This is a genomic window from Halorubrum cibi, assembly GCF_900182635.1.
Taxonomy (GTDB): Archaea; Halobacteriota; Halobacteria; order Halobacteriales; family Haloferacaceae; genus Halorubrum; species Halorubrum cibi.
Window position 1 is genome coordinate 274224 of record NZ_FXTD01000003.1, and the last position, 14916, is coordinate 289139.

Genomic DNA, 14916 nt, shown 5'->3' on the forward strand with positions numbered 1-14916 from the left:
ATGCGCCGGTGAGGTGCGTTGGTTCGGCGGTCACGGACTCCGGGGCGGCCGCCTCGACGTCGACCGGGCGAGGATCGGCGGGATCCGCGACGGGCGACTCTACTGTACCCGAGGTCGAACGGTCGGCGTCTGGACTCCGTCGGACGGGTACGCTCGGCTCGGACGCCTTCCGACGTCGGGCGACGGGATCGCGGACGTCCGGTTCCGACTGCGGAACGGGGCTCTCACGAAGCGTCTCCTCCGTCCGGTCGTCGGGTCCTGGACGACGACGAACCTCTGGCCGCTGCGCGACGCCCTGCTCGCGACGGTCGGCCGGCGGGTGTTCCGCTCGTCGGATCGCGGGCGGTCCTGGGACCCGGTTCGCCGGCTCCCGTCTTCTTCGGGTCCGATGGGCGTCCTGCCGACCTCCGTCGGTCTCCACGACGGGGCGGTGTACCTCGCCGAGTACACGCTCGGGGACGATCCCGCCCGGATCCTCCGGAGCGAGGACGACGGCCGGAGCTGGGAGACGTACGTCGAGACGACCGCCGTCCGCCACTTCCACGGCGTCTTCAGCGATCCCTACGGCGGCGACCTGTGGGCGACCTCGGGCGACGCCGACGACGAGAGCGCCGTCGGTCGCCTCGCGGACGGCCGCTTCGTCCGCGTCGGAGAGGGAAGCCAGCGGTGGCGGGCCGTCGAGTTGTCGTTTACCCCGTCGTCGGTGGTGTGGGGGATGGACTGTTCGTACGCGGCAGACGTCGAACTCCTCAGGTTGCGTCGCGAGGACCTCTCCGCCCCCGAGACGGTCGGGAGAACGGACGCGTCGGTGTACTACACCGCGACCCTTCCGGTGGACGGTGAGGTCTGGGTCGCGGTCGCGACCGCGGCGGAGGTCGGCACGGACAGCACCGCTCCCGCGGGTCGAGGAAACCGGAGCGGTGACGTGGCACGGGTGCTGGTGGCGTCCTCGGCGTCGGCGTACGAGGAGTGGTACGAACTGGCGGCGTTCCCTCGACGGAGGCCCCTCGGATCGATCGCCCCCGGCGTGCCGACCGCGAGCGCGTACGTGTTCTTAGCGGCCGACGAGCGGATGGGTCTGTTCGTCAACCCCTTCAACACGCGAACCGACCACGGCTCCGTCATACGCGTTCCGCCCGAACAACTGTCGCGGCTCCCGGACGAAGCGCCCACGGTACGCGCGTCGGCCTCCGGATGACGGCGGGCGGGTCACTCCGTCCGAGCGGAGAGTGGAAGGTCCTCGTAGGAGGTCTTCGTGAGGTAGACCTTCCGCCCGGCGATCTCGGTGTGCGCCGGCTCGAACGGGGGGAAGTCCAGTGCGCGGATCTTGTCGTAGGTTTCGACGGATCCCTCCCCGGTGAGCCGTTCGAGCGGGATCTCCTTCTCGCCGTCCAGGCTCGTTTTGTTGTAGAAGTAGGTCTTCCCGTCGAACTCGGACTGGGGCGTCCGCATCGATCGGACCTCGCCCGAGACGACGTTCGGTAACTGTTCCTCGAACAGCTCGATCGAGGCCCGTTCCGTTTTCTCGTACAACGACTTCGCGGTGTCCTCTTCGGTGATATCGACGAAGTTGCGTGCGACGATGTCCCCCTCATCGACCGCCTCGGACATGAAGTGTAGCGTCGTTCCGTACTTCCAGTAGTCGTCGTCGCGCGCGTTCATGATCGCGTGGCTGAACGTGTTGCTCCCCCCGTATCGCGGGAGTTCCGCCTGGTGGAGGTTCAACCCCCCGTACCGCGGGTGTTCGAGGACGTCCTCGCCGAGGATGTCGTAATAAAGGACGCTGATGAGGTAGTCCAGGTCGTACTCGAAGAGATCCGACTCTTCGACGACCGGGTACCCGTATCCCTCGGCCGTGGAACGGAGCGATCCGTCCCACCACCCTTCGTGATCCTCGGGATAGGTCACGACCGCTTCGACGGAGATCGCCTCTTCGCCGTGTAGCAGTTCCAGGCAGGCCCGACTGAGCGGACGACTACCGAGGAGCGCGACTGAGATCATCGTTCGAACTGCCCCCGGTAAAGACTCCGGACCGTCTCCCGTTGGTCGGCATCGAGCCCCGCGTAGTCGCTCTCGTATCGCTCTGTAGCCAGTTCGTCCCACGACTCGATCCGGTCGCCGTCGTCGGACTCGAACTGCGCGTCGAACGCCGCCTCGATCTCCTGTTGAGTTTCGACCTCGATCGAGGTGAACTCGAAGGCGTCGTTCCGCCCCACGTCGAGCCCGAACTCCTGACGCGCGATCTCCTCGCGAGTCAGCACCTCCGTGACGACGAGCCCGTCGCTGAACGGCTGTCTCTCGTGTATCTCGTCGATCTGGCTCCGCGTCTCGTTGCTGACCTCGTCGTAATCCAGACCGTACTTCTCCTGGGTGATCACGTCCCGCGAGACGATCTCCGGCTCGTCGTTTACGGGTTCCGGCTCGTCGTTCGCCGCCGACGACGTCGACGAGCTGCTCCCGCTGGAGTAGTGGCGAACGACCACCACGTCGGTCGCGTTGGCGTCCCCGCTGTAGACGCCGTAGACGTGTGTTCCGAGCAGGTCCCGGTCATCGAACCGGTCCCGATCGTCCTCGGCGAGCGTGAACTCGACGGTCGTCCGCTCGCCCGGCGCGAGGTCTACGGACCGGTTCTCCACGACCGTTTCAGGGTCGTCGTCGCCGTCCAGATCGATTCGGTGCTCGACCGTCCGGTTCGCGGCCGCGTCGCCCGTGTTCCACACCCTCGCGGCGAAGCGGATGTCGTCGTCGACGTCGGCCGACCGCGGACCGTCCAGGTCGTCGACCGCGAGGTGGCTCTCGCGAACGCGGAGCGTCCCCGTGGCCGAATCGTTCGCCGTCGAGAGGGCGATCGAGTAGTTTCCACGAGTCAGGTTCCCCGTCCCGGCGGCGAACTCGAGCGTCGTCGAGGCGTTCCCGTCGAGCGTCGTCGTTCGGTTCCAGTCGAACGCCTCGGTCGGCCCGTCGAGATGAACCGTCGCGTTCCCCCGGACGTCGCCCGCGTTCACCAGCGTCACCGACCCGTTGAACCGCTCGCCTCGGACGGCGTCCGTGGTCATCGTCGACCCCGCAAGTCGGAAGGTCGCGGGCCGCAAGACGGTCAGCGTTCCCTCCTCGACGCTCTCTCCGACCTCGACCCGGTACGCGTAGGTCCCCGGCTCGAGTCCGTCGGTCCTGACCGAGAGGGTCGCGGACGCGTCTTCTCCCGCCCGGAGCAGCGGCGCCCTCGTGGCGACGATCTCGCTGGCGTCGTACGTGCCGTCTCGGTTCCGGTCGAGGTGGAGGTCGAGGGTTCGCATTCCGCGGAAGTCACCACGGTTGCGCACGGTCACGGAGACGGTCCCGATCGCGCCGCGGACGACCGGCTCCGCACGGACCTTGGAGGTATCGAACGCGGGTCCCTCGAGGGTGACGGTTCCCGTCGCCAGCGTCCCCGCCTCGTCGCCGAGCGCGTAGTCGTACCGTCCCGCGGTCATCGCGTCGGCAGGGGCCGAGAGGGTGACCTCCCGGGTTTCCCCCGCGGACAGACTCACCGTCCGTTCGTCGACCGTGAACGAGAACCCGTCCTCGTCCTCGACGACCAGTTCTATCGATCTCGTCGCGCCGGCCGCGTCGCTGTTGTTGAGCGTGGTCCGGACCTCGAAGGCGACGTTGCTGGCGCTCGATCTCCCTCCCGTCGTTCCCTCCGCAGTCACCGATCGCCGTTCTTCGGACCCTCCAGCGGCCACCGACTGTCGGTCTTCGGTCCCCTCGACGGTCATCGCCTCGCCGCCGCTTCCCGGGTCGGTGAACGACGAGACGCCGACCGCCCCGACGACGACGATCATCAGGAGCACCGCGGCGTGTGTCTGTGAGATACCCATGCGTGGGTGTACTCCTGACACGGGTATTGTTACGGCGAGCATACTCCGGTTTGACCGATCATACTCGCCGATCGTGTCGGAGTGCTCGATACCGGTACCGCCTTGAGTGCGGAACGACCGCGGTTCACGGAGAATCCGGACCGTTCGACGACGGTCGAGTATGATCACCGTACCCTGACAAGTCTCTCCATAACAATGGCCGGACCCGCCACACCGGCACTCATGGGAGACCTACAACGAAACGTCCCGGCGTCGGCGGTTGCGGACGCCGGACTCGGAGTCACGACCGAACGCGACGCCCTCGTCAGGGAACGCGCCGTCTTCACCGGTGCCCCCGCCGCGCCCCGCGCGCTCCCGGAACCGCTCGGCGGGTCGAACTCGATAGCATGAACCGGATCGCGATCGCCGACCCCGACGTCGGCCAACCGGAGATCGAGCGCGTCCGCGACGTGCTGGAGAGCGGTCGGCTGGCCGACGGTCCCGTCGTTCGCGAGTTCGAACGCGACTTCGCCGACTACTGTCGCGCCGGTCACGGCGTCGCCACCGCCAACGGAACCGCCGCCTTACAGACTGCGCTCGAGGCAGTCGGGATCGAGGAGGGAGACGCCGTCGTCACGACTCCGTTCTCGTTCGTCGCGAGCGCGAACGCGGTCCGGCTCTGCGGCGCCCGACCGGTGTTCGCCGACGTCGACGCGACGACCTACACGCTGGACCCCGAGGCGGTCGAGGACGCCCTGGCCGAGAACGACGACGTCGCCGCGATCCTCCCGGTCCACCTCTACGGGTTGCCCGCGGAGATGGACCGGTTGGTCGAGATCGCCGAGGAACACGGCCTCGCGCTGATAGAGGACGCCGCACAGGCGCACGGAGCGACCTACGGCGGAACGCCCGTCGGGACGTTCGGCGACGCCGGGTGCTTCTCGTTTTACCCGACGAAGAACATGACGACCGGCGAGGGCGGGATGGTGGTCACGGACGACTCGGATATCGCCGACCGCGCCGCCCGGTTCGTCAACCACGGTCGCGCGAACGCCGACGCCCGCGACTACGACCACGTCTCCGTGGGCCACAACCTCCGATTGACGAGCCTCGCAGCCGGCATCGGGCTGGAACAGCTCCGGAAGCTCCCGACGTACAACGAGCGTCGCCGGGAGAACGCGGCGCGGCTCTCGGCGGCGCTTTCGGACGTCCCCGAGTTGGTCCTGCCGACGGAGCCGCCCGGGCGCCGTCACGTCTACCACCAGTACACGGTCCGCTGTCGCGACCGGGCGGCGCTCCGGGACCACCTCGACGAGCGCGGCGTGGACACGGCCGTCTACTACCCGACGCTCATCCCCGACCAGCCCGCCTACGACGGGTACGAGGCCTCGGTCCCGACGGCCGGGCGGCTCGCCGACGAGATCCTCTCGCTGCCGATCCACGCCGGACTCGACGAGTCGGACGTCGACCGGGTCGCCGCCGCCGTGTGTGACCACTACGACCGGGCCGTGACAGGGGTGAACGCGGATGACTGACGACGGGACGCTCGCCGTCGGCGTCATCGGCGTCGGGAGCATGGGCGCTCACCACGCCCGCGTGTACGCCGGACTGCCCACGGTGGACCTCGTCGGGGTCGCGGACACGGACTGGGAGCGGGCGAAGGAGATCGCCGCCAAGCACGGGACGCGGGCGCTCAACCGAGCGACGTTGCTCCGGGCGGTCGACGCCGTCTCCGTCGTCGTCCCGACCCGGTATCACGGGGCGATCGTCCGGGAGGCCCTCGAGGCCGACACGCACGTGCTGGTCGAAAAGCCCTTCGTTGCCGATCCGGTGGAGGGACGCGAGCTGATAGCGCTCGCGGACCGGCGGGACCTCCGGCTCCAAGTCGGGCACATCGAGCGGTTCAACCCCGCGGTCAGGGCGCTCACCGACGTGTTGCCGGAGATGGACGTTCTCGCGGTCGACGCCCGTCGTCTCGGCCCGCCGGTGGACCGCGAGAACACCGACGGCGTGGTCGAGGACCTGATGATCCACGACCTCGATGTTCTGTTGTCGCTTTTCGACGCGGAGGTGGACGAGGCCTTCGCGGCGGGGGTCGGGGGTGAACCACACGTCACGGCGACGCTTCAGCTCGACAACGGCGTGTTGGGGACGCTGACGGCGAGCAGGGTCACCCATCAGAAGGTCCGCGAGCTCGCGGTCACCGGACGGGAGTGTCAGGTGACCGTGGACTACCTGACGCAGTCGGTAAAGATACACCGCCACTCGCTCCCGGGCTACGTCGAGTCGGACGGCGACGTCAGATACCGCTCGGAGAGCGTCGTCGAGCGACCGCAGATCAACAACGGCGAACCGCTCCACGCCGAACTCGACTCGTTCGTCTCGGCCGTGAACGCGGGCACCGACCCGGAAGTCACCGGCCACGACGGGATCAGGGCGATCGAACTCGTCCACAGGATACGGAACGAGGTCGACGGCCCCGAAGCCACGGTCGTCGGCACGGGTGGACGATGACCGCGAACGTCCCGACGACGGAGACGTTCGCCCTGTACGGGACCGACGCGAGCGCGGAGCAAACGCGAGCGGCCTTCCGGGAGGGCCGGGTCCCCGTCGCGGTGTACGGGATGGGGAAGATCGGGCTGCCGCTGTCACTGGTGTACGCCGAAGCGACCGGCGCGGTCACCGGCGTCGACGTCGATCCGGATCGCGTCTCGGCGCTGAACGGCGGGATCAACCCCTTCGACCACGAGCCGGGGCTGTCGACGTTGCTGTCGAACCTGGTCGCCGACGGGCGCTTCGAGTCCACGACCGACGGCGAGGCCGCCGCCACGCGGGCGCGCGTTCACGTGATAGTCGTTCCCACCCTGATCGACGAGTCCGACGCCCCCGACCTCTCGATCCTCGAGGCGGCCACGGAGACCGTCCGCGACGGACTGGAGCCGGGTGACGCGGTGTTCGTCGAGTCGACGGTCCCACCGGGAACGTGCGCGGACGTCGTGGCCCCGATCCTCGCGTCCGGCGACCGCGTCCCGGGCGAGTTCGGTCTCGCACACACCCCCGAACGCACCGCCAGCGGGCGCGCGCTCCGAGACATCCGCGGCTCGTACCCGAAGATCGTCGGCGGGGTCGACTCGGAGAGCGGCCGCGTCGCGGAGTTCGTCTACGGAGAGCTGACCGACAACGAGGTCATCCGCACCAGCGACGCCAGAACCGCGGAGTGCGTCAAGCTCTTCGAGGGCGTCTACCGCGACGTCAACATCGCGCTCGCCAACGAGCTGGCGACGCTGACCGACGAGTTCGGCGTCGACGTGGTCGAGACCATCGAGGCCGCGAACACGCAGCCGTACTGTGACATCCACACGCCGGGCGCGGGCGTGGGCGGTCACTGCATCCCGTACTACCCGTACTTCCTCCTCGACGACGTGAACGAGCGGGCGCCGCTGATCCGAACGGCCCGAGAGGTCAACGAGCGGATGCCGGGGTTCGTCGTCGAGACGCTCGTCGACGAGCTGGCCGTCGACGGCGGCTCCGTCGAGGACGCGACGGTCGCGCTGCTCGGCGTGGCCTACCGTGCGGGGATCCCCGAGGCGCGGGCCTCGCCCGCGATCGACGTCGCCCACCGGCTGGATCGGCTCGGGGCGACCGTCCTCGTGGTGGATCCGGTCCTCGACGACTTACCGGAGATGCCCGGCGAGTCCGTTTCCCTGGAGGCGCTCGAGTCCCGGGACGTCGACGCCGCGGTCCTCGTCACCGCTCACGAGGAGTTCCAGTCGATCGACTGGGGAGCCTTCGAGACGGAGGACGCCTCCGGGGGCGGGAAGCGGCGGGGTATCCCGGTCGTCGACGGTCGTCAGGCGCTCGATCTATCGGGAACGGCACACAGACAGTACACGGTCGGACGGGGGCGCGACTGATGTACCGTGGTGCGACGATCGGGGTCGTGGTCCCGGCGTACAACGAGGAGGAATTCGTCGGCGACGTCATCGAGACGGTCCCCGCGTTCGTCGACCGCGTGTACGTCGTGGACGACTGTTCGACGGACGGTTCCTGGAACGAGATCCGCGAGACGTTCGGGAAACTCGACGGATCGCAGCCGACCCACGACGGGGTGCGGCCGGTCACCGACGGCGCGGGAGCGATTGCCGACGGCACGGGAGCGATCGCCGACGGCGCGGGAGGGGTCGCCGACGGAGGGGGCGTGCGGTGGCGCGACAGGATCGTCGCCCACGACGTGAGGGACGGTTCCGGTCGGCCGGACCGACGGTTCGTCGCCTTTCGACACCGCGAGAACGCCGGGGTCGGCGGGGCGATAAAGACGGGGTACCGGAACGCGATGAACGACCCCGCCGACGTCGACGTCGTGGCGGTCATGAGCGGCGACGGGCAGATGGACCCGACGATCCTCGACCGGATCATCGACCCGGTCGTCCGCGGTGACGCCGACTACGCGAAGGGGAACCGCCTCCGACACACGGATTTCAGACGCGAGATGTCGACGTGGCGGACGTTCGGCAACTTCCTCCTCACCGGCCTCACGCGGGTCGCCAGCGGGTACTGGCGGATGATGGACCCGCAGAACGGGTACACGGCGATCTCCCGACGGGCGCTCGACCGCGTCGAGTTCGAATCGCTCTACGAGGACTACGGGTTCTGTAACCACCTGCTCGTTCGCCTGAATCGGCAGCGACTGCGCATCGCGGACGTCTCCATGAAGGCGGTGTACGGCGACGAGACCAGCTACATCAGGTACGAAACGTTCGTGCCGGCGCTCTCGCTTCTGCTGTTGCGGGGGTACCTCGGACGGCTCCTCGACGCCGACGGACACGGTCTCGGCGAGCCGACGGCTGCCGCGCAGCTCCTGGGGATGGGCGCGATAGTCGGCGGGGTCGGCGTCGGTGCGCTCTTTCCCCTACTCCCCGCGGCGACGTCGACGGGCGGGATCCTCGTGCTGGTCGGCCTCGTCTCGTTCCTCACGGGAGTCGTGGGCGAGAAACGGCGGAACGTCGACCTGGAGGTCCGGGCCGACTCGGGCGGCCCGCCCTGGAAGCCCCGCATCGAGTCGGAGGAGGTCCCGCCGAGGGACGACCCGCCGGCGAGGGAGGAGTGACCATGCGGGTCTGTTCGGTGGTCGGCGCGCGCCCACAGTTCATCAAGGCGCTGCCAGTGTCCCGGCGGCTGCGCGCGGACCACGAGGAAGTGCTGATCCACACGGGACAGCACTACGACGAGTCGCTCTCCGGGATCTTCTTCGAGGAACTCGACATCCCGGAGCCCGAGTACAACCTCGGGGTCGGTTCCGGGGGACACGCCTCCCAGACGGCCGAGATGATGCGGTTGCTCGACGAGGTGATCGAGGCCGAGTCGCCGGACGCCGTGTTGGTGTACGGGGACACGAACTCGACGCTCGCGGGGGCGCTGGTCGCGGCCAAGCGCGAACCGACGCTGGCGCACGTCGAGTCCGGCCTCCGCAGCGGGAAGTGGTCGATGCCGGAGGAGGTCAACCGCGTGCTCACGGACCACTGCTCCGACCTCCTCTTGGCTCCCGCGGAGAACGCCGCGGCGAACCTCCGTGCGAACGACATCAGGGGCGAGGTCGTCGTGACCGGTGACGTGATGTACGACGCCGTTCTCGCCGTTCGCGACCGGGTACTCGATGCGTCGGAGCCGCTCCCCGTCCCGGACCTCCGCCCCGACGAGTACGTGCTGTCTACGGTCCATCGGGCGTCGAACACCGACGACCCGGACCGTCTGGCCGCGATCGTGGACGGTCTCGCCGCCGTCGACGAGCCGGTCGTCCTGCCGGTACACCCGCGTACCGACGACGCCCTCCGTCGGCACGGTCTGTACGATCGGGCCGCCGACGCGATACGCCTCGTCGATCCGGTCGGCTACGTCGACTTCCTCAGACTGCTCTCGAACGCGTCGAAAGTCGCCACCGACTCCGGTGGGGTCCAGAAGGAGGCGTTCTACCTCGACACGCCCTGTGTCACCCTCCGCGAGGAGACCGAGTGGGTCGAGACCGTCGAGACGGGCTGGAACGTGCTGGTCGGAAGCGACCCCGAACGCATCGTCGCCGCGCTGACCGACCGGTCGGAGCTCCCGTCCAAACCCGAGCTCTACGGCGGCGGCGACGCGGCCGCTCGAACCGTCGCGGCGCTGGAGGCGGTACTGGCCGACGGGACCTGAGAATGACCGGGGGCGGTAGGTGATCGGAGGCGGTGAGTGCTCGGAACCGGTGGACGATCGAAACCGGAGGGTGATCGGAGACGGAGGCCGTCCGCCCGATCGAACCCCGTCTCCGGTCCCTCCCGCTCCGCCGTCTCATTCTCACTCGCGCTCGCGAGCGCGGAGGTACTCTCCCAGCGCGAACGCCATCCAAGCCTGACACCACCGCATCAGCGTGAACCGCTTCGTGTAAAACCGTCGTTTCTGGTAGTAGAACCGTCCGTCGCCGGCGTACAGGTTCGAGAGCGTCCAGTCGATGATCCGCGACGCGAACGCGGTGTCGCCGGCCGCGCTGAACAACACGATCCCCTCCGCGGCGGCGTGAACGTCCTTGGGATAGGCGCTCTCCTCGTCCCAGTTTGGCGCCCCCGACTTCTCGAACAGGATCTCGCGGTAGAACTCGAGTCCGCGTTTCAGCGTGTCGTCGTAGCGGTCCGATCCCGTTACCTCCCGGTAGCGGAGGAACGACTCGAGGATGAACCCGTTGTGGTGGTTGTCCATCGAGAGGTGCGACCCGGACGGCGGATCGGTGTAGACCCACCCGCCGATCTCGGCCTGTTGGCCCGCGACGTAGTCCAGGATCCGCTCCGCACGCTCCCGGAGACGTGGACGAGGCTGGCGTTCGTGGAGGTCCAACAACAGTCGGGCACCGATCGCGTTCGCGTTTATCACGACCGTCTCGCCCGCTTCGTCGCTGGCGTGGTAGTCGATCCTGGCGGTGTCACCGATCTCCCGGTAGTTCAGGTCCTCGAACACGAACGGGATGGCGGACTCGGCGACGTCCACGTACTCCTCCCCGTTCGAGGCGGTCAGTAACGCCCTGACCGCGTAGCCGGTCGAGACGATCCCCGGGTGTCGCGCCCGAAGCCGGTCGTGAAGTCCCTGCGTCGCGTGTTGGTGACCGCCGCAGAAGCCCGCATATCCGCGGCTCCGGTTCTCGAGTAACCACTTCGTCAGCCGATCGGCCTCGCGACGGTACCGCTCGTCCCGGAGGTGATCCGCGGCGGCCAGGTTGGCCATGACGAACAGTGCGGTCCCCTTGAAGTTCTGCCGCCGTTCCACCAGCATGAGTCGGCGGACGTTGACGGGGGCGCGCTTGATCCCCTCTTGGACCGCGATGTTCAGCCACTTGTTCTCCACCGGCAGCCACTGCCGGAACCGACTGCTCATGCCGTCGAAGTAGTCCCATCCGGTGTATTCTCTATCGCGCGCGTACGCGAGCGTCTCCTCCAGTACCCGCGCCACCGATTCGTCCGTGACGCGGTGGGTCCCGCCCCCGCTCGTCGGCGACTCGGTGACGTCGGGGACCTCGTCGGCGTGGCCGCGGTCGTCGAGAGATCGGACCTCCCCTCCGTCGCGGGCCGTGCCGTGTCCGGAGGCCGTCACGTCGACTCCTCCGTGACGGGGGTCGGACGGTCCGAATTCGTCCCTTCCGTGCCCGCTCGCCAGCGTTCGAGCCCCGAGACGGCCGCGGCGCCGCCCGCCTCCGCGACCGCGACGATCACGTCGGTGAGGTTCACGAGCCCGCCCACGTACTCGTTCCGTCGCCGTCGCCACTCCACCCCGACCGCCTCGTCCCGGAGGACGCCGGTGCCCGTCGCGAGGACTTCCTCGAACTCGTCGGTGTTGACGACCAGCCCCTGTCGCTCGAGCTCCCGGAAGTTCCCCATGTCGTCGTCCCCCACGAACGAGTTCGATCTGATGACCGGCGTTCCCAACAGGGCGGCCTCGGTACAGACCGTCTGCGTGTCGGTGACGACGAGCCGTGCCGCCGACAGCGCGTCGTGGAGCAGCGCGGGGTGGACGTCGAACTCGCGGGCGGGAAGCGAGTCGGAGTCCCGCGTCCCGCCCTCGTCAGAGACGAAGACCGTGGCGTGTTCGGCGAACGTCTCGATCAGCCGCCGCCGCTGGTCCGGGGTGAATCCCGACTGCCCGACGTCGTGGTGGGAGCCGAACGCGTTGAATCGCAACAGGACGAACTCCTCGTCGGCTTCGAGGCCGAGCTCATCGCGGATCCCTGGGTTCGGCCGGTACACGTCCGGGTGGAGGTACGCCGCCTCACAGAACCCGTGGAACTGGTAGTGTTTCTTCCCGAGGTCCTTGCGGAAGGCGTGCGGCGTGAGGAGCGCCGCGGCGAACGGTCGGGAGATCGCGTGGTCGATCGACGTCGGCTCCGAATCGAGGATCAATACCGCGGGCGTCCCGCTCGCCAGCCCGGCGTGGGCGGCGTAGGCACCGACGCCGAAGATCACGTCCGGGTCGAACGACCGGACGGCGGGAACGAGGTTGGCGTAGTGCCGCGGGAGGTTCCGGAACACCGACCCCTTGGTGGTCCCGCAGGACCCGTAGAGTCGGTAGGGGAGTTCGTACCGTTCGAGCAGCGCGACCGTACAGCCGTAATCCCGGCCGAGAACGAACACCTCGTGTCCGGCCCGCTGGAGTCGGTCGACGGCGTGTTTGTACAGGTGAACGTGAGCGGGCGTGTTCGTGAAGAAGACGAATCGCATGCGCCCTCTCGGGGTGGCGATCGGATTGTAATAGGCGGCTTACCGCGCCGCCGGTCGACCGGCGGGGAGTGCGGGCGTCCCCGCGTGCGGTAACCGATGTATAACAAAAGCCACGACCGGATTCGAGGGATCCGTGCTCGCTCGACAGCGCGTCCGATCCCGGCGACCACGGGCGACCCGTGAGCCGCGCGAACGCCGACGGAGTGATCCGACGTGAGGACGTCAGTGCGACGGGAGGACGGCCGAGCCGCCGAAGCGGCGCTCGCGGTCGGATACCTGGCGCTCACGGCGGGGATCGCGGCCTCCTACGCCGCGCCGGCGACCGGCTACGAGCTGTCGATATACGCGGCGACGCCGGCGGTGACGTGGGCAGCGCTCGCGGTCGCGGGCGCCGTCTCGGTCGGCGTCTGTCTGTCCGACGAGCGATACCTCGCGCCGGCGGTGTTGCTCGCGGCTCTCGGGGCCGCGACAGTCGCCGGCCTCCCCCTGATCCGCGGCTACCACTTCTACGGGCGGGCCGATTCGCTGGTCCACCTCGGTCTCGTGCGGTCGATCTCCGTCGGAAACGACCCGCTCCGGCTGTTCTATCCGGGGAGTCACCTCATCGCGACGAGCCTCGCCAAGGTCGCGGCCCTGGAGGTGACTCGGGCGATGATGCTCGTCATGTGGACGTACACGCTGGTGTTCTTCGCGAGCGTCCCGCTTTGCGTCTGGTTCCTGGTCCCGGACCGCCGTGCGCTGGCCGTCGGCGCGTTCTCCGCGTTCCTGTTGTTGCCCATAAACAACGTCAGTACGCATCAACACTTCCACACGTACTCGATCGGGATGCTGTTCGTTCCCTTCGTGATCTACGTGGTGTTCACGCACCTCATCGGCGGTGACGCGCGCGAGCGGGCCGTCAAACGGGTCGCCGACGGGAGCGGCGCGATCGGTCGCGGGACGGTGGGGCTCGACGACACCGTCGCGTTCTCCGTGGGGTCGAGAAAGCCGGTCCCGACGAGCTACCTCCTGCCGCTGATCTCGATCGCGCTGGTGTTGGTCCATCCCCAGATCGCGTTGAACGTCGTGTTCCTGTTCGGCGGAATGGTGGTCACGCAGCACGCGTATCGACGATTCCGCCCGGACAACGTACTCGCCGAGTACCGCCTACTCACGTTCCAGACGGCGTTTCTCCTCGTGGTGTTCGTGGTCTGGGTCGCCACTCACGAGTGGCAGTTCGTCAACACGGCGGAGGCGATGATCGAGTCGGTGACCGAGTTCGCCGCCGGCGAGGGAAGTACGACGCCGCGCGTCGAGAGTCAGAGCGAGTCGGCGTCGTCGATCGGTGCGAGCATCCAGGAGCTCTTCGTCAAACTGTTCGGCGTCGGGGCGATCTACTCGCTACTGGCGGCGGCGGCCGTTCTGGGACGGGTGACCGGATACCTCGGGCCGCTCGAGGGACGGGGATCGAGGCGATCGGACCCCGACACCGCGAAGGACGTCACGACGTTGTTCTTCGCGGGGATCCTCGTGCTTCTCCCGTTCTTCGCGGCTCACTTCGTGGGGTCCATCTCGACGTACCTGTTCCGACACGTCGGGTTCCTCATGATGCTCGCCACGATCTTCGGTGCGGTCGGCGTCCGGTACCTGCTGGCCGACGAGTCCCCGCTGAGCGGTCTCGGTAGCCGTTCGGCGGAAACGCGCGTCGGGTCGTCGTCCGCCCGGTTCACCGAGGTGCTCCCGGAGGCCCGTTCGGTCGCGGCGGTCGCGGTCGTCGTGTTGCTCCTCTCGCTGTCGCTGGCCACGGTGTTCCCCTCGCCGTTCGTGTACCTCTCGGGCTCGCACGTTCCCGAGGGCGAGATGGACGGCTACGAGCGGGCGTTCGCGAGCCAGTCGGGAGGGTCGCCGGTCTGGTTCGGTGGTGTGCGTCACACCTCGGACCGCTACGAGGTCGCGCTGTACGGGGCGGAGTCGGCACCGTGGGACCGACAGGTGAACCCTGCTGTGATAAAGAGCTCACCGGTCCCGGACCGGGCGATGCTGGACGGGTTGCCGACGTACTACGCGAACCACCCCGAGGAGATCGTCAGGCGCGATCACTACTTCGTCGTCGCGGAGGCCGACCGTCAACGCGAAGTGCTCGCGTACCGCGAACTGCGATACTCGGCGGACGCCTTCGAGGCCGTCGAGGCGCAACCCGACGTCGGGAAGGTCAGGGACAACGGGGAACTGACCGTCTACTTCGTCGACATTCCGTCGGACACGTTCCCGGAGTCGCCCGACGAGGACGCGGCGACGGTTCCCGGAGGGTAGCGTACTCCCGTTAGCCGGCGTGAGGTACGCTCGTTAGAAGGGGCGTCGCCGGC

Annotated in this window: 12 protein-coding genes; 8 read left to right on the forward strand and 4 right to left on the reverse strand. The window is 68.4% G+C overall.

Features of this window, described 5'->3' with window-relative positions; translation table 11 throughout:
* The first annotated feature begins 13 nt into the window (after positions 1–13).
* Entirely contained in the window at positions 14–1198 is a 1185-nt protein-coding gene (locus tag FN829_RS05715) for a WD40/YVTN/BNR-like repeat-containing protein (RefSeq protein WP_246066451.1), read from the forward strand.
* A gap of 11 nt (positions 1199–1209) precedes the next feature.
* Here FN829_RS05715 and FN829_RS05720 read toward each other — a convergent pair whose 3' ends face one another.
* Positions 1210–2001, reverse strand: coding sequence for a formyltransferase family protein (locus tag FN829_RS05720; protein ID WP_142986034.1), 792 nt, complete (start codon positions 1999–2001; stop codon positions 1210–1212).
* Positions 1998–3860: a hypothetical protein gene (locus FN829_RS05725; protein ID WP_142986035.1), complete on the reverse strand. Its 1863-nt coding sequence runs from the start codon at positions 3858–3860 to the stop codon at positions 1998–2000. Before FN829_RS05725 ends, FN829_RS05720 begins: the two co-directional genes overlap by 4 nt.
* Positions 3861–4082: 222 nt before the next feature.
* Here FN829_RS05725 and FN829_RS15850 point away from each other — a divergent pair, with 222 nt between their 5' ends.
* The 6 genes from FN829_RS15850 to wecB are packed head-to-tail and all read left to right on the forward strand — an operon-like array spanning position 4083 to position 10025.
* The gene (locus FN829_RS15850; RefSeq protein ID WP_185955695.1) at positions 4083–4250 is read left to right on the forward strand and encodes a hypothetical protein; all 168 of its coding nucleotides are present in this window, start codon (positions 4083–4085) and stop codon (positions 4248–4250) included.
* Entirely contained in the window at positions 4247–5374 is a 1128-nt protein-coding gene (locus FN829_RS05730) for a DegT/DnrJ/EryC1/StrS family aminotransferase (protein WP_142986036.1), read from the forward strand. Before FN829_RS15850 ends, FN829_RS05730 begins: the two co-directional genes overlap by 4 nt.
* Positions 5367–6353, forward strand: a complete 987-nt coding sequence (locus FN829_RS05735; protein WP_142986037.1) for a Gfo/Idh/MocA family protein — start codon at positions 5367–5369, stop codon at positions 6351–6353. The genes FN829_RS05730 and FN829_RS05735 overlap by 8 nt, the downstream gene beginning before the upstream one ends.
* Complete coding sequence (locus tag FN829_RS05740) at positions 6350–7753, forward strand: nucleotide sugar dehydrogenase (protein ID WP_142986038.1); 1404 nt, start codon at positions 6350–6352, stop codon at positions 7751–7753. Before FN829_RS05735 ends, FN829_RS05740 begins: the two co-directional genes overlap by 4 nt.
* Positions 7753–8946, forward strand: a complete 1194-nt coding sequence (locus FN829_RS05745; protein WP_142986039.1) for a glycosyltransferase family 2 protein — start codon at positions 7753–7755, stop codon at positions 8944–8946. Before FN829_RS05740 ends, FN829_RS05745 begins: the two co-directional genes overlap by 1 nt.
* A 2-nt stretch (positions 8947–8948) precedes the next feature.
* Positions 8949–10025, forward strand: coding sequence for a non-hydrolyzing UDP-N-acetylglucosamine 2-epimerase (gene wecB, locus FN829_RS05750; RefSeq protein WP_142986040.1), 1077 nt, complete (start codon positions 8949–8951; stop codon positions 10023–10025).
* A gap of 141 nt (positions 10026–10166) precedes the next feature.
* Here the strand turns inward: wecB and FN829_RS05755 are convergent, their stop codons facing one another.
* Positions 10167–11309, reverse strand: a complete 1143-nt coding sequence (locus FN829_RS05755) for an antibiotic ABC transporter permease (RefSeq protein WP_142986081.1) — start codon at positions 11307–11309, stop codon at positions 10167–10169.
* Between the two features lie 137 nt (positions 11310–11446).
* The gene (locus FN829_RS05760; protein WP_142986041.1) at positions 11447–12571 is read right to left on the reverse strand and encodes a DUF354 domain-containing protein; all 1125 of its coding nucleotides are present in this window, start codon (positions 12569–12571) and stop codon (positions 11447–11449) included.
* A 225-nt stretch (positions 12572–12796) separates the two neighbouring features.
* Between FN829_RS05760 and FN829_RS05765 the strand changes: the two genes are divergently transcribed.
* Positions 12797–14863, forward strand: coding sequence for a hypothetical protein (locus tag FN829_RS05765; protein WP_246066452.1), 2067 nt, complete (start codon positions 12797–12799; stop codon positions 14861–14863).
* Positions 14864–14916 lie beyond the last annotated feature (53 nt).

Coding starts and splice junctions, on each gene's coding strand:
- FN829_RS05720 (WP_142986034.1), bottom strand. CDS start 2,001: ATGATCTCAGTCGCGCTCCTCGGTAGTCGTCCGCTCAGTCGGGCCTGC.
- FN829_RS05725 (WP_142986035.1), bottom strand. CDS start 3,860: ATGGGTATCTCACAGACACACGCCGCGGTGCTCCTGATGATCGTCGTC.
- FN829_RS15850 (WP_185955695.1), top strand. CDS start 4,083: ATGGGAGACCTACAACGAAACGTCCCGGCGTCGGCGGTTGCGGACGCC.
- FN829_RS05730 (WP_142986036.1), top strand. CDS start 4,247: ATGAACCGGATCGCGATCGCCGACCCCGACGTCGGCCAACCGGAGATC.
- FN829_RS05735 (WP_142986037.1), top strand. CDS start 5,367: ATGACTGACGACGGGACGCTCGCCGTCGGCGTCATCGGCGTCGGGAGC.
- FN829_RS05740 (WP_142986038.1), top strand. CDS start 6,350: ATGACCGCGAACGTCCCGACGACGGAGACGTTCGCCCTGTACGGGACC.
- FN829_RS05745 (WP_142986039.1), top strand. CDS start 7,753: ATGTACCGTGGTGCGACGATCGGGGTCGTGGTCCCGGCGTACAACGAG.
- wecB (WP_142986040.1), top strand. CDS start 8,949: ATGCGGGTCTGTTCGGTGGTCGGCGCGCGCCCACAGTTCATCAAGGCG.
- FN829_RS05760 (WP_142986041.1), bottom strand. CDS start 12,571: ATGCGATTCGTCTTCTTCACGAACACGCCCGCTCACGTTCACCTGTAC.